Below are 13931 nucleotides of genomic sequence, written 5' to 3' on the forward strand. Positions count from 1 at the left end.
AGGCGCCTCAGCGCGGCTTGCGACCGCCCGGCGCCGCCTTGCGGCCCGAACCGGCAGCGCCCGCAGAACGGGAAGGACCACCCACACCGGGGCGCGGCGGCAGGCCCGTGTGCTGGGTCAGCATGCGGCCCGGCTGGGGCTGGCTGGAACGGAAACGCACATCGCCCGAAGGCTCGCGCGACTCTGCCAGCACCTTGCCCGGCCCGGCATTCTTGCCGCCGGCCTTGTTGAGGGCGTAGGCCTTGCCTTGCTGGGATACCACGGCACGTGCGGCCACGCCCGTGCCCTGCGTGCTGTTCTTGCGGCGCGCGCTCTGGTAGCCGCCATCGACCAGGGGCTGGAAGGTGGGGATCAGGTGCTGCTTGCCGTTGCCGATGAGGTCGGCACGGCCCATGGCCTTCAAGGCCTCGCGCAGCAGCGGCCAGTTGTTCGGGTCGTGGTAGCGCAGAAAGGCCTTGTGCAGGCGTCGGCGCTTTTCACCCCGCACGATGTCCACCGACTCCTCGTTCACGTCGCGCATCTCGCGGCGCACCTTGGTCAGCGTGTTGCGGCCCGAGTGGTACATGGCCGTGGCCGTGGCCATGGGGCTGGGATAGAAGGTCTGCACCTGGTCGGCGCGGAATCCGTTCTTCTTCAGCCAGATGGCGAGGTTCATCATGTCCTCGTCGCTGGTGCCCGGGTGGGCCGCGATGAAGTACGGAATCAGGTATTGCTTCTTGCCCGCTTCCTCGCTGAACTGCTCGAACATCTGCTTGAAGCGGTCATAGCTGCCGATGCCCGGCTTCATCATCTTGGTCAGCGGCCCGGACTCGGTGTGCTCGGGCGCGATCTTCAGGTAGCCGCCCACATGGTGCTGCACCAGCTCCTTGACGTACTCGGGCGACTTCACGGCCAGGTCGTAGCGCAGGCCCGAACCGATCAGGATCTTCTTGATGCCCGGCAGATTGCGCGCGCGGCGGTAGATCTTGACCAGCGGGGCGTGGTCGGTGTGCAGGTTCTGGCAGATGCCGGGGAACACGCAGCTGGGCTTGCGGCAGGCGGCCTCGATCTCGGGGCTCTTGCAGCCCAGGCGGTACATGTTGGCCGTGGGGCCGCCCAGGTCGGAGATGGTGCCGGTGAAGCCCTTGACCTTGTCGCGGATGTCCTCGACCTCCTGGATGATGGACTCCTCGGAACGGCTCTGGATGATGCGGCCCTCATGCTCGGTGATGGAGCAGAAGGTGCAGCCGCCGAAGCAGCCGCGCATGATGTTGACCGAGGTGCGGATCATCTCCCAGGCCGGGATCTTGGTCTCGCCCTCATGGCTGCCGCTGGCGTCGGCATAGCTGGGATGGGGGCTGCGTGCATAGTGCAGGCCGAAGACCCAGTCCATCTCGGCCGTGGTCAGCGGAATGGGGGGCGGGTTCAGCCACACATCGCGCGCGGTCACGCCCTCGCCGTGGGCCTGGACCAGGGCGCGGGCGTTGCCGGGGTTGGTCTCCAGGTGCAGCACGCGGTTGGCGTGTGCGTAGAGGATGGGATCGGCCTTGACCTGCTCGTAGCTGGGCAGGCGCAGCACGGTCTTGTCGCGCGGCGGCTGCTTGCCCTTGCCGCGCAGCGACGGGTTGGGCACGAACTGGATGGTCTGAACGGCGGCGACCGAGGCACCGTCCGGCTTCGCGGCGGCATCACCCTCTTCCTTGGAGCAGGTCTGGCCCTGGGCCTCGGCCTGCTCGCTGGTGGTCATGTAGGGGTTGATGTGGGGCTCGACCACACCGGGCTCGTCCACCACGGAGGAGTCCAGCTCGAACCAGCCCGCTTCCGACTCGCGGCGGAAGAAGGCCGTGCCGCGCACATCGGTAATGCTTTCCACGGGCTCGCGCGCGGCCAGGCGGTGGGCCACCTCGACCAGGGCGCGTTCGGCGTTGCCGTACAGCAGGATGTCGCACTTGCTGTCCACCACGATGGAGCGGCGCACCTTGTCGCTCCAGTAGTCGTAGTGGGCGATGCGGCGCAGGCTGCCCTCGATGCCGCCGAGCACGATGGGCACGTCCTTGTATGCCTCACGGCAGCGCTGGCTGTAGACAATGGCCGCGCGGTCGGGGCGCTTGCCGCCCACGTCGCCCGGCGTGTAGGCATCGTCGGAGCGGATCTTGCGATCGGCCGTGTAGCGGTTGATCATCGAATCCATGTTGCCCGCCGTCACGCCCCAGAACAGGTTGGGACGGCCCAGGGCCTTGAAGGCCTCGGCGCTCTGCCAGTCGGGCTGGGCGATGATGCCCACGCGAAAGCCCTGCGCCTCCAGCACCCGGCCGATCACCGACATGCCGAAGCTGGGGTGATCCACATAGGCATCGCCCGTCACCAGGATCACGTCGCAGCTGTCCCAGCCAAGCTGGTCCATCTCGGCACGGCTCATCGGCAGGAACGGGGCCGTGCCGAAGCGTTTGGCCCAGTACGGTCGGTAGCTGGTCAGCGGCTTGGCAGCGCGATGGAAAAAGGAAACGTCAACGGGGGCGTTCATGATGGGCGGTTCGGCTTCTGGGAGCCTGTGCGGAAGGAACCGGCCAGTGTACGTTTCGGCACTCAACCCTGCTGGCTAAGGGTCTTGCTCCAGCCCTCTGATACGGCCTTCCTGCTGCTGCCAGCCCGACCTCTTTGCGGCCTCCTGCGCCAGATAGGCCTTGGGCGTGTGCCCGGACCAGCGGCGGAAGGCCCGCGCAAACACCTTGGGAGAGTCGTAGCCCGCGTTCTCTGCGATGCGGGCCGATGACAGCCCGCCGGCCTCCATCTGCTGGGCGGCCAGCGCCATGCGGTGCGCCGTCAGGTAGCCGATGGGGGTGGCGCCCACCAGCTGCTTGAAACGCATGCTGAAGCGGGTGCGCGACATGCCGGCCTCGGCCGCCAGCGTCTCCACGCTCCAGCTGCGCTGCGGCTCCCGGTGCATGCAGACGATGGCGCGGGCAATGCAGGCATCGCCCAGGCCCCGCAGCCAGCCTTCACCCACGGCGGCCTCGCGCGCCAGGTGCTCGCGCAGGATGTTGACCAGCAAAAGCTCGCCCATGCGCGCGGCCGACAGGCGCCAGCCCGGGCGCCGCGCCAGCGTCTCCAGCGTGAGCGACTGCATGGTGGCGGCCAGGCAATCGGCCAGCGGCAGATCGCTTGCGCGGATGTGGATGAGCGGCGGCAGGATGCGGAACACCGAATGCCGGCAATAGGCTGAAAACCACAGCAGGGCCGAAAACATGTCGGTCGCCTCGCCCCCGCCGCCATGGCTGAAGACCAGCGGATTCTCGTCCTGCGGGCCTTCGGCATGGCGGGAGATCAGCCGCGAGAACAGCTCGCAGGCCATGCCCAGATCCGAGGCCACCACATGTGCCGCACCCATGGGCAGCATGACCAGATCGCCCGGCTCGACCCGCAGCGGCTGCATGCCCTCCACCTGTATCCAGTAAGGCGCGCCGCGCGCCATGCGGATCATGGCGCCCGTGACGCCCGTGGACTTCAGGCTCCACGGCGCGGTCAGCGCAAAACGCGCCGTCACGGCGCGCTCTGACCGGCAAATATCGAGAACTTCGCTCAGCACATCCATGGGGTCGTGGCATCCTTGATTCCGGGCCGATGTTAGCCAGCGCCGGCCACGCAACCACCCAGCAGGGCTAGCTGTTTACCCTAGGCTGAAGATCCTGCTGCGCCGCCTGCACCAGCTCGGAGAACTGCTGGGCGCTGCCCAGCCGCTCGGCAGCCAGCAGCGCCAGCTTGACCAGAAACAGCTCGGACTGCTGCGGGCCTGCCGCGTCAATGGCGGTGGCCAGTTGGTCGTAGACGGCCTCCAGACCGGCGATATCCAGGGTGCCGGGCGATTCAAGCGTGTCGGGCGATGTGTGTGCTGGGCTCATGCCTGGGCTCCTTGCGTGCAGGTGGCGTTGTCGAGTGCGGATTGCAGGCGCCGCGCATCCAGCGCCAGCCAGCGTGCGCAGACATGCTGGTCAGGCCGCAGCAGGTAGGCGGCGCCAGAAGGTGGGTCGGCAGGCACGCCATGGCGTTCGCGGCAGCGGCCCTGACTATCGGAAAGGGTCAGGTCAGCGCCCTGAACTGGCTGCGGCTGCGCCTGGCTGGAGATGGCCACGATGCGCAGGCCCACGCCGCGGCCGCGCACCACGCGGGCAACCTCGCTCAACGCGGGCGGCACGGCCGAGCCATCGGTGAAATACAGCAGGTCGAAGCCGCCGCCCAGGTGGTCCAGCAGATAGTCGTCCGGCGCCAGGCACACGTTCTGCGGCGGCGCGCCATGGGCGGGGCCGCCCTTGAACAAATGGTTGTCGTCGTCCCTGCTGTTGAGGGGCGAGCGGGCGTACTCATGGGGGCGTGATGTGCGCCAGTGGTACAGCGGGCGCACGAAGGCCTGGGTGAGCGACAGCGACAGCACGGCATCGCGCAGCAGCCGGAAGCCGCGCGAAGGCGGCGCCATGAAGCGCGTGCTCTTGCCGGCCTCTTCGACAATCTCGCGCGCCGCGCCCACGCGCTCGCTGCTGTAGCTGTCCAGCAACCGGGCCGGCGCCACGCCGCGCGCCACCAGTGCCAGTCGCCAGGCCAGGGCCTGGGCGTCCTGGAAACCGGTGTTGGCGCCGCGCACCCCGAAGATGGGCAGCAGGTGGGCCGCATCGCCCGTGAAGACCACGCGGCCGTGCACGTAGTCCGGCAAGGTCAGCGCGCGCGCCGAGTAGACCGAGCTCCAGTCCATCTCCCAGGGCGTGCCGCCAAAGCCGATCATCTCCAGTTGCGCGTCGATGCGCGCCTTGAGCGATTCGGGCTGCAGTGCCTGCTGCGGATCTTCGCCCGCAGGCAACTGGTAGTCCACGCGCCAGATGCCGTGCGGCTCGCGGTGCATGAGGATGGTGTTGCCGGGGTTCCACACCGGATCGAAGAAGGCCAGTCGCTCGGTGGGCAGCGGCAGGTCGATGCGGATGTCGGCAATCACGAAGCGGCCTTCGTATGACGCCCCTTCCATGACCAGGCCCATGGCCGTGCGTATGCCCGAGCGTGCGCCATCGGCTGCGACCAGCCAGTCGGCTTCCAGCGCATACGGTCCCTCGGGCGTGTCCACCTGAAGCCGCGCTTTTGCAGCGGCGCCTTCGCCAGCCTGCTCCACCCGCTCCACGCGGTTGCCCCAGCGCAACTCGATCAGCGGATGGGCCAGCACGGCATCAACCAGGTACTCCTCCAGGTACTGCTGCTGCAGGTTGGTCATGGGGAAGAAGCGGTCGTCCTCGCTGTGCGGTGCTTCCATGCGAAACACGCGCTGGCCCCGGTAGAAGGAGTTGCCAAAGCGCCATGGCAGCCCGCTCTCGCTGACCCGCCCGGCCACGCCCACCTGCTGGAGGATCTCCATGGAGCGGCGCGTGAAGACGATGGCGCGGCTGCCTTCGGATACCTGCAGCTCGGACTCCAGCAGCACGCATCGCTGCCCGTGGCGCGCCAGCTCCAGTGCCGTGGTCAGGCCTACCGGCCCCGTTCCGACGATGACGACGGGGTGCCGCTGCATCCCCGGATGCTCCGATGGCAGCCAGGGCCGATGCACTTGGTAGCGGTAGTAGATGGACTGCCTGGGCTGGGCATGGGGCTGGTGCATGGGGGTCTCCGTCGTGCGTCTTGTTCAGGGCGCAGTGTAGGCAGCACCGGCCGTGGCGATGTCCCCAGATGGGGACAGACTGCGGCGCCCGCCTCCGCGGCTCAGGACAGCGCCTCGGGCGCCATCAACAAGGCAAACAGCTCACGCTGCCCCTGCACGCCCAGTTTGGCGCAGACCCGCTTGAGATAGGTTCGCGCGCTGGACACGGTGATGCCCAGGCGCTGCGCCAGCCGCTCGGCATCAAGCCCCTCGATCACGCAGCGCACCACGTCCAGATCCCGCTGCGTGAGATGGGCAAAGCGCCCGGCCAGGCGCGCCAGCACCAGCCCCGCCAGATCGTCCTGCAGCGCCTGGCCCGCATAGTGCAGGCGCATGGCCTGCATGACCAGGGGGGCAAAGGCTTCGATGCGTGCGATGGACTGCGCATCAAGGCAGCCGTGCTCCTCGCCCCGGTACAGGTTCACCGCCAGCCACCGTGCGCCAGGCTGCAGGGTCAGCAGCGAGAGCCGCTCCACCAGGCGCGGCAACCCATAGCAGACATGGCGGTACTCGGGATGGCTGACATCGCAGGGGCGCTGGCGGTGCAGCCAGACGCGCGCGGGAGCCTGGGGGTCGCGCTGCTGCCGCGCCAGTTCGGCCTGCATCACGCGCTGTGCGCCGTCGAGGGGATAGAAGCGCTCGCTGTAGTCCTGCGAAATCATGGGCAGCGCCCCCGTGCGTGCCCGGTCGCCAAAACCCACGATGCGCGGCCGCGATCGGCCCTGGAACGAGAAGATGGTGCACTGCGCCAGCGGCACGTGCCGGCCCAGCAAATGCAGCAACTGCCCGGCCACCTCGTCGCTGCTGGCGCTGGAGCGGCCCACCTGCTCCAGCAGCGCCGTCACATCGCCCAGGGGCACGGGCAGGCTGGCGTCGCTGGCGGAGGCAGGCGCCAGCAGCCAATGGCTGCGCCCTGTGTCAGTGCTCATGGTTCCTGCAGGAATGCAAAAAGGCCGGCGCTTCGCGCAGCCGGCCTGGGTGGGTAGGTACGTGGAAATTGGAAACTGGAAATGATAAATCCAGCGCAGCGAGGCAAGAGCCTGCTGCGCCTGATTCGCGGTCTGTTCGCTTGAGGGTCACCGCCTGTCGGCGGGCCGCTGCACGGTCCAGCCGGACCTGACAGCACTGACGCCGCTGCAGGCCCTTGGCCAGGCGGCACCTGCCATCACCATTCGCCGACGTTGCGGATGCGCTGGTCCAGATCCAGAGGAATGCCGCCGCCAGCGGCTTCATGGTCCTGACCAGCTTGCTCCAGCGCCATGGGCGGGGGACTGAAATGATCGCGGCCAAAGGTGTGTTCAGTGAGAACGGGATCGCGGGAAGGTGGGGTGTTCATGGTTGCGCCTCCTTGACAGAAAGCTTACTGAGAATCTTTCACGATTTCTGTAGGACAAACCTGGATGCAACCCTCTGAAGCTGAAATGACACAAGGTACGCATGCTCACAAATATGTAGCGCTTCGTAATAAAGGCGTAATGAATCCATGCGCCAAACCCCGGGCCAGGGACGATCGGGTAAGCTTGCCGCCCTCCATGCCACAGACACTCCGCGCGCCCGCGCACAGCGAACTCATCATCAAGAAAAGCCGCTTCATCGGTTGCGTGCAGCCCATGGCCGACCGCGCCAGCGCCCAGGCGGTGGTCGATGCGCTATGGCGCGAGCACCCCGGCGCCGCCCATGTCTGCTGGGCGCTGCTGGCAGGCGGCCAGTCGGCAGCCGTCGATGACGGCGAGCCCAGCGGCACGGCAGGCCGCCCCATGCTAGACGTGCTGCGCCACCAGGACCTGGAAGGCGTGCTGGCCACCGTGGTGCGCTACTTCGGCGGCGTCAAGCTGGGCGCAGGCGGCCTGGTGCGCGCCTACACCGATGCCGTGGCCCAGGCCCTGCTGACCGCCGAGAAAGTGACACTGCAGCGCATGCAATCGCTGCGCTGCGCCGTGCCCTATGCGCTGGAAGGCCTGGTGCGCCGCGAGATCGATGCAGCAGGCGCCGAGCTGCTCCAGGTCGAGCATGGATCGCTGGTGCAGTTCGATCTGCGCCTGCCGCAGTCGCAGGCTGAAGGCTTTGTGAGCCGCCTCAACGAGAGCGGTCAAGGACGCGTGGGCTGGATGGAAGTCCACCCCGGCGAATGAGATGCGCCGGGCTCAAGCAGTTCAACCGGCCACCAGAAACCGCTGCGCCAGCAGCACCCAGTAGGCGGCGCCCACGGCGATGTTGTCGTCGTTGAAGTCATAGCCCGGGTTGTGCACCATGCAGGCGCCCTGCTCGCTTCCCTCGCCATTGCCAATCAGCAGATAGCTGCCTGGCACGCGCTGCAGCATGAAGGCAAAGTCTTCGCTGCCCGGCAAGGGTGGCGCCTGCAGCGTGACATGTTCCGGGCCCAGCAGCTCCAGCGCGATCTGGCGCGCGAAGTCCGTCTCCTTGGGCGTGTTGACCAGCACGGCATAGCCGGGTCGCCAGTCGAGTTGCGCCTGCACGCCGAAGCTCTCGGCCTGCGCACTCACAAGGTCGCGAATGCGCTGCTCCAGCAGCCTGCGCACATCGGCATCCAGCGCACGCACGCTCAACTCCAGCGCAGCGCTGTGGGCGATCACGTTGTTGGCCTTCCCTGCGTGGATGGCTCCCACGGTCACCACCGCCATCTGCAGCGGATCGATGTTGCGCGAGACGATGGTCTGCAAGGCCATGACGATGCTGGCGGCCGCCACGATGGGATCGGCCGTGCGGTGCGGCATGGCACCGTGCCCTCCCACGCCGGTGAGGGTGAGCGTGGCGTAGTCGGAGGACGCCATGGCTGCGCCCTCGCGCAGCGCCAGCCTCCCTTGGGGCATGCCCGGCATGTTGTGCATGGCAAAGATGGCGTCGCAGGGGTGGCGCTCGAACAGCCCATCTTCCATCATGCGCAGGGCACCGCCGCCGCCCTCCTCCGCAGGCTGGAAGATCAGCGTGAGCGTTCCGTCGAAGCCGCCGTGCTCGGCCAGATGCCGGGCCGCTGCCAGCAGCATGGCGGTATGGCCGTCATGGCCGCAGGCATGCATGACACCGGCATGCGTGCTGGCATGGGCGAATTCATTGGCCTCGGCGATGGGCAGCGCGTCCATGTCGGCGCGCACGCCCAGGCGCCGGCTGCCGCTGCCGCGCACCAGCCGCCCCACCACGCCCGTGCCGCCCAGGCCGCGTTCCACCTGGTATCCCCATTGCTCCAGTTGCTGCGCGACCAGGGCGCTGGTGCGGTGCTCCTCGAAGCCGAGCTCGGGGTGCCTGTGAATGTCGCGGCGCAGCTCGACGAAGGCTGCGGCCGAGCCGCGCAAAGTGTCCAGAAGGGTGTTCATGTGCGGCATCTCACTGGGGTTGCAGGCGAATGGAGCGGGCAATGCTGCGGTAGCGGGCGGTCTCGGCCTCATAGAACTGCGCGGCCTCAGCCAGCGACATGGGCGCCGCGGCCAGCTGCGTCTGCAGGGCCAGTTGCTCGCGCACGCCCGGGTCCTTGAGCATGGCGCCTATCGCCTGGTGCAGCCTTTGCACCACCTCCTGCGGCGTGTCCTTGCGCACCAGAAAGCTGGTCCAGGTCTTGTAGGCGAAGTTTTTCAGCTCCCGGCCCTCACGCACCGTGGGCACATTCTTGAGCAGCTCCGATCGCTGCTCCCCCAGCTGGCCCAGGATCTTGAGCCGGCCCTGCTCGGCCAGCGCGCCCATGGCTGCGCTGTAGACGAGCACAGCGAAATCGACCTGTCCGCTGCCTATGTCCTGCAGCAGCGGCGCGTTGCCCTTGTAGGGCGCATGCATGAGTTGTATGCCAGCGTCCTGCTGCACCTTCTCCAGAATCAGGTGGTAGAGCGAGCCAATCCCGACGCTGCCGTACGACAGCGGCCGGCTGGCGCTCTTGCGGGCCAGCGCGATCAGCTCATCCACGTTGCCGGCCTCCAGGTCCTTGCGGGCGACAAACACCATCACGGCCTCGGCCACGGGATGGACCAGGCGGAAATCCTCGGCCTTGAGCCGCACGGCCGCGTTCGCCAGCGGCGACAGGATCACCTCGTTGGGCGAGCCCTGGAAGACGTAGTGGCCGTCGGGCGGCGCTGCCAGCACCTTTTGCGCGGCCATGGCGCCGCTCACGCCGCCCAGGTTCTCCACGATGACCTGCTGGCCCAGTGCCTTGGACAGCGGCACGCTGAAGATGCGGGCAATGGCATCCGAAGGGCCGCCGGCCGGATAGGGAACCATCAGGCTTACGGGCCTGGAGGACGGGCTCTGCGCACAGGCCAGGCCCGCGCTCAGCAGCAGGCCGGCGCCCGTCAGCCAAACGCGCTGGAACAAAAATCTCATCATGTCTCCTTGGTGGATGGCTCCGGCTCGGTCGGCCGGATACGCGGCATCCTAGGAGCCGGGTCATCGAACGTCCAATGCATTGTTGGCTGCATTAGCATGAGTTTCATGCAGACTTCAGGGCGCGAAAAATCATGACGCTGGTGCAGCTCAGGCATCTCATATCGGTGGCGCAGACCGGCTCCTTCAGCCGCTCGGCCGAGGCCATGCATCTGACACAGCCGGCCCTCAGCCGCAGCGTGCGCGCGCTGGAGCAGGAGCTGGGCATACCCTTGTTCGACCGCATCGGCCGCCACAGTGAACTCACACCCTTCGGCCGCGAAATGCTGGGACGGGCGCGCGCCCTGGTGGCTGAAGCCGACGCGCTGCGTGACAGGGGGCGCCAATTGCGCGAGGGTGCGGCCGGCACCGTGCGTGTGGGCCTGGGATCAGGCCCCGGCGCAATATTGATGACGCCGTTCCTGCAGCACATGACCGTGCACCACCCCGGCGTGCGAACCGAGGTGGCGCGCGGCAGCACCGATCTGCTGGTGCACTCGCTACGCGAGCGGCTGCTCGACGCCCTGGTCGTGGACCTGCGCGCGCTGCGGCCCGCACCCGACCTTGCGTTGGACGTCGTGCACGAAATGCGCGCCGCCTTCATGTGCCGCACCGACCATCCACTCGCCCGCCTGCAGCGGGAGTTGCGCTTCGAGGATGTGCAGCGCTACCCCGTCGCCTCCACCCCGCTGAGCGACCAGGTGGCCTGGCTGCTGGTGGAGACCTATGGCGCCACGGCCCACCCGGCGCGGTTCGTCACACTGCAGTGCGAGGAGTTGCCCAGCCTCGTGGACGTTGCGCGCAACAGCGACACCGTGCTGCTGGCCGTGCGCGCCGTCGCCCCGGACCTGGCCGAACTGCCCATGGACCCGCCCATGCGCAGCACTGCCCGCTTCGGGTTGGTCACGCTGCGTCAGCGCAGCGAGGCGCCGACGTTGGCAATCCTGCGAGGGCTGATGGGGAAGCTGATGCGCGACCATGCCCCTGCGCCGGAACGGGCGCCCAGCCATGGCGGAAGGCTGGGCCGCATGACATTGCCAGACTGATTTGATGCTGGTGATCACCCATCGAATACCCTCAATGCAAAATCGCAAGCCGGGACAACGAGTCACGTGAAATTAAATAGTTAGCACAGCCTGTTCTCAAGGTCCGATTAATGAAATTTCCCAAAGGACTACCTCAGGCAATAACCAACTAGCAGCTCGTCAATTTCCAATAGCAAAATAGTTCCACAAATGATAGATTTAACTGAACCATCATTCGCATGCAGGCTGCTATTTTCCAAATTCATTAGACCATCTTCCGAAAAATAAATATTCTTCGCATGCAGCGCTGAGGAGGACATTAAAACAATAAATACCACCATAGTGGACAATGATTTTTCATATCGAACTCTCATTTCAGCCCCTTTTCTCATCGTTTTCGAATTGATACTGACGAGCAGGAGTCCACAGATTCTGCACACAGCACGCGTTGTCTGTGGACGCCCAGATGATGGCGCGAAAGCTCTCATCGCCCAGTTCGCTGTAGCAAGCCACCATTGCGGTATCGCCTATATTCACCACAGGCGCATTCATACCGCAAACATGCTCATATTCATTTCGCAATCATCTGAAGTGGCATTAGTTCGGTTTTACCTGTATTCGCAGTCATCATTTCCATCAATTTCGACAACTCGCTCGTTCGCGCCATCATCAGGGGCAACATACTATATGAGCCAAAAAAAGCCTGTGCCGCATTGGAGGAGGAAAAATCCTCGAATGAAATGCCATTCGCTTGCACTGCAGGGGCCCAGAGCCCGCACACAACAATTGCCAGTGTGGTTGCGGGTCTTGGATATCGCATCTTCATGGTATTTCCTTTATGCACGGTGTGAGATGAGGCTCCGCCTTCATGGCGTGCACAGGTTCTGCACGAAGGCATGCGTGGCCAATTGCGCGACTTCGCTCCTTCCTGTCATGTAGCAGCCATCCTGGCTCAGTGCCGAGGCCGCACTGTTCTCGCCGCCTGCGAGGGTTCCCTGGTCCACGGTGCCGCCCAAGGGGGTCCAGGTGATGGCGTGCGAACTTCCATCGGCCAGTTCGCTGTGGCCTGCCACTGTTCCGTTGTCACCGATATCCACCACACGTGCATTCATGCCGCCAGGCAGCGGAGGAATATCGCGGATGACACCGGTCTGGCTGTTCCAGTAATAGGGCATGCTGCGCCCGTCTGCCAACTGGTAGTGCCCAATCACCTCGCCGAGGATGTTGAGATCGACGCCGCTGTTTCGCGCGGGCGGGGACGATATGGACAGCACCTGCGGACTGGAGGACGAGTTGAGCCAGACGACGGTGCGTCCACCTTGGGCACCGAAATCGCAGTAGCCCATGATGCGGGTATTGACGACGGTCTTTGCGCGGCAGAAGACGGCATTGAGAGGCAGGTTCAGGGCCGTGGCCATATAGCCGCCCAGGACTGCGGCAGACCAATAGACAGGACGCGGATGCCCGCTGTTGTCGGGACAGTTGCCCACGATGCCCGGCATGTTGCCGCCCACCACGAAATTGTCCACATCGGACGGCACGCAGTTGGTGCTGTTCAGGCCCAGCAGGCCCGCCGGCAGCGCGCGTGCCGTGGTTTCATTGTTGCGCCACATGACAGGGCGGGCCGTGTTGCTGCCGCTCAGGCTGACGCCTGCCACATAGCCGCCCTGGTTGAATGCCGTGGGCATGCTGCGCACATCGAGCGTCAGCTGCTGCAGTGTCTGCACCGTGGCCGGCGTGGCCGCATTCCAGAACACGCCCACGGACACCGAATTGCCGTCCAGGCAGCTGCCCACCACCTGGCCGCTGTTGGTGATGGCCGCCGCGTTGCAGTTGCGCCCCGGCGACAGGCGCACAAGGTCTGCCGCACTGCCCGGCGCCAGTGACACGAAGCCTGCGGAAGAGCCGTCGCTCTCTGCACAGGCGCCCACGACATGGCCGCTGTTGTTGATGTCCAGGCCCACGCACTGCGGGCCTGCCTACGTGCCCACGTCCTGCATGGGCAGGGCCTGCGCGGCCGGCAGTGCCAGCAACGCAAGGCACGCAACGGAAAAATTCAAATGCTTTGGCTGAAGGCGCATGAAGGGTTCTCCTGAAAAAGCAAAGAAGTCGTTCATGGAAATCGGGCGCCGAACAGGAAATCCGCATGGGGCTTGCATATGCCCGCCGGTGCAGACGCTATTTCCGTGATCCGCATCCCGGCCCCACGATAGGCATCGCGGTATGGAGCCGTCCATCCGAGCAGCAATCAAAACAACAAAAACAATCAACAAAATCAAAAGCTTGCACGAGAAGCCCCCATCAATAATTGTCTCATCGGCATCCGGGATTCAGGCCATGCCACAGCGCAGCGCCATATGAATGGGAGCTTTCCATGGCAATCACACACTGCCTGACATCCGACAGCGCATGGCCGAATGGCGCAATTCGCCGCCGCTGGAGTCCCGCAGAACTGCTTGCACTCGAACGCTGGGCCGGCGTCCTGCCCGTGCAGGTGATCTGCCGCCGGCTGGACCGCAGCGAGCGCTCCGTTCGCTGCCAGATGCACAGGCGCGGCCTGAGCACCCGGGTCCGCGAGGGCGTCGGGCTGCGGCAGGTCTGCGAGGACCTGCAGTTGTCCGCCCGGACGGTGAAGGCCTTCATCCTCGATGGCCGCCTGCGCCTGCATAGCGCACAGGTGCACGGCGGGGTGGTGGCGCAGCTTGATTGGTCCCTGCGCCGCTGGCTGCAGACGGCGCAAAGCCGCTTGTGCCGTGTCAGCCATTTGAGGGTTACCGAGACATCTCTCAGGCGCTTTGCGCGGGAAGCGGATTTCGGCGCATCAGGCAGCCGCACGGACGCGGCATGGCAACACTGGGCATCCGGCTAGCCCCTGCGCGGCACGGGCCGGG

The 13931-nt window shown here is 65.9% G+C and carries 14 protein-coding genes; 3 read left to right on the top strand and 11 right to left on the bottom strand.

The window, feature by feature from the left end:
• Window positions 1–7: 7 nt before the first annotated feature.
• The 6 genes from BO996_RS18635 to BO996_RS29480 form a co-directional block, all read right to left on the bottom strand.
• Entirely contained in the window at window positions 8–2503 is a 2496-nt protein-coding gene (locus tag BO996_RS18635) for a YgiQ family radical SAM protein (RefSeq protein WP_071956068.1), read from the bottom strand.
• Between the two features lie 75 nt (window positions 2504–2578).
• Window positions 2579–3571, bottom strand: coding sequence for an AraC family transcriptional regulator (locus BO996_RS18640; protein ID WP_043822934.1), 993 nt, complete (start codon window positions 3569–3571; stop codon window positions 2579–2581).
• 67 nt (window positions 3572–3638) lie between these two features.
• Complete coding sequence (locus tag BO996_RS18645; RefSeq protein WP_071956069.1) at window positions 3639–3878, bottom strand: DUF2783 domain-containing protein; 240 nt, start codon at window positions 3876–3878, stop codon at window positions 3639–3641.
• A complete protein-coding gene (locus BO996_RS18650) occupies window positions 3875–5611 on the bottom strand; it encodes an FAD-dependent monooxygenase (RefSeq protein ID WP_071956070.1) in 1737 nt (578 codons plus the stop codon). Before BO996_RS18650 ends, BO996_RS18645 begins: the two co-directional genes overlap by 4 nt.
• 101 nt (window positions 5612–5712) lie before the next feature.
• Complete coding sequence (locus BO996_RS18655) at window positions 5713–6579, bottom strand: helix-turn-helix transcriptional regulator (RefSeq protein ID WP_013802202.1); 867 nt, start codon at window positions 6577–6579, stop codon at window positions 5713–5715.
• 236 nt (window positions 6580–6815) lie between these two features.
• Window positions 6816–6986, bottom strand: a complete 171-nt coding sequence (locus BO996_RS29480) for a hypothetical protein (RefSeq protein WP_012205835.1) — start codon at window positions 6984–6986, stop codon at window positions 6816–6818.
• Window positions 6987–7182: 196 nt separating this feature from the next.
• On the opposite strand from BO996_RS29480, the gene BO996_RS18660 reads away from it, so the two are divergent.
• Window positions 7183–7782 (top strand): IMPACT family protein, encoded by a 600-nt coding sequence (locus BO996_RS18660; protein WP_013802201.1) that lies wholly within the window; start codon window positions 7183–7185, stop codon window positions 7780–7782.
• A gap of 21 nt (window positions 7783–7803) precedes the next feature.
• Here BO996_RS18660 and BO996_RS18665 read toward each other — a convergent pair whose 3' ends face one another.
• Window positions 7804–8982, bottom strand: coding sequence for a M20 aminoacylase family protein (locus BO996_RS18665; RefSeq protein ID WP_071957153.1), 1179 nt, complete (start codon window positions 8980–8982; stop codon window positions 7804–7806).
• Between the two features lie 10 nt (window positions 8983–8992).
• Window positions 8993–9976, bottom strand: coding sequence for a tripartite tricarboxylate transporter substrate binding protein (locus BO996_RS18670; RefSeq protein WP_013802199.1), 984 nt, complete (start codon window positions 9974–9976; stop codon window positions 8993–8995).
• 134 nt (window positions 9977–10110) lie between these two features.
• Here BO996_RS18670 and BO996_RS18675 point away from each other — a divergent pair, with 134 nt between their 5' ends.
• Window positions 10111–11061 (top strand): LysR family transcriptional regulator, encoded by a 951-nt coding sequence (locus BO996_RS18675; protein ID WP_071956071.1) that lies wholly within the window; start codon window positions 10111–10113, stop codon window positions 11059–11061.
• Window positions 11062–11611: 550 nt separating this feature from the next.
• Here BO996_RS18675 and BO996_RS29235 read toward each other — a convergent pair.
• Genes BO996_RS29235 through BO996_RS29820 form a run of 3 tightly spaced genes read right to left on the bottom strand, consistent with a single transcriptional unit; the run spans window position 11612 to window position 13157 of the window.
• Entirely contained in the window at window positions 11612–11866 is a 255-nt protein-coding gene (locus BO996_RS29235; RefSeq protein ID WP_156897986.1) for a hypothetical protein, read from the bottom strand.
• Between the two features lie 40 nt (window positions 11867–11906).
• The gene (locus tag BO996_RS18680) at window positions 11907–13004 is read right to left on the bottom strand and encodes an HAF repeat-containing protein (RefSeq protein ID WP_232240372.1); all 1098 of its coding nucleotides are present in this window, start codon (window positions 13002–13004) and stop codon (window positions 11907–11909) included.
• Window positions 13005–13019: 15 nt separating this feature from the next.
• Complete coding sequence (locus BO996_RS29820; protein ID WP_232240373.1) at window positions 13020–13157, bottom strand: hypothetical protein; 138 nt, start codon at window positions 13155–13157, stop codon at window positions 13020–13022.
• A gap of 257 nt (window positions 13158–13414) precedes the next feature.
• Here BO996_RS29820 and BO996_RS18685 point away from each other — a divergent pair, with 257 nt between their 5' ends.
• Window positions 13415–13909, top strand: a complete 495-nt coding sequence (locus BO996_RS18685) for a hypothetical protein (RefSeq protein WP_071956072.1) — start codon at window positions 13415–13417, stop codon at window positions 13907–13909.
• Window positions 13910–13931 lie beyond the last annotated feature (22 nt).

It is taken from the genome of Delftia sp. HK171, from assembly GCF_001886655.1.
Classification (GTDB): Bacteria; Pseudomonadota; Gammaproteobacteria; order Burkholderiales; family Burkholderiaceae_C; genus Comamonas; species Comamonas acidovorans.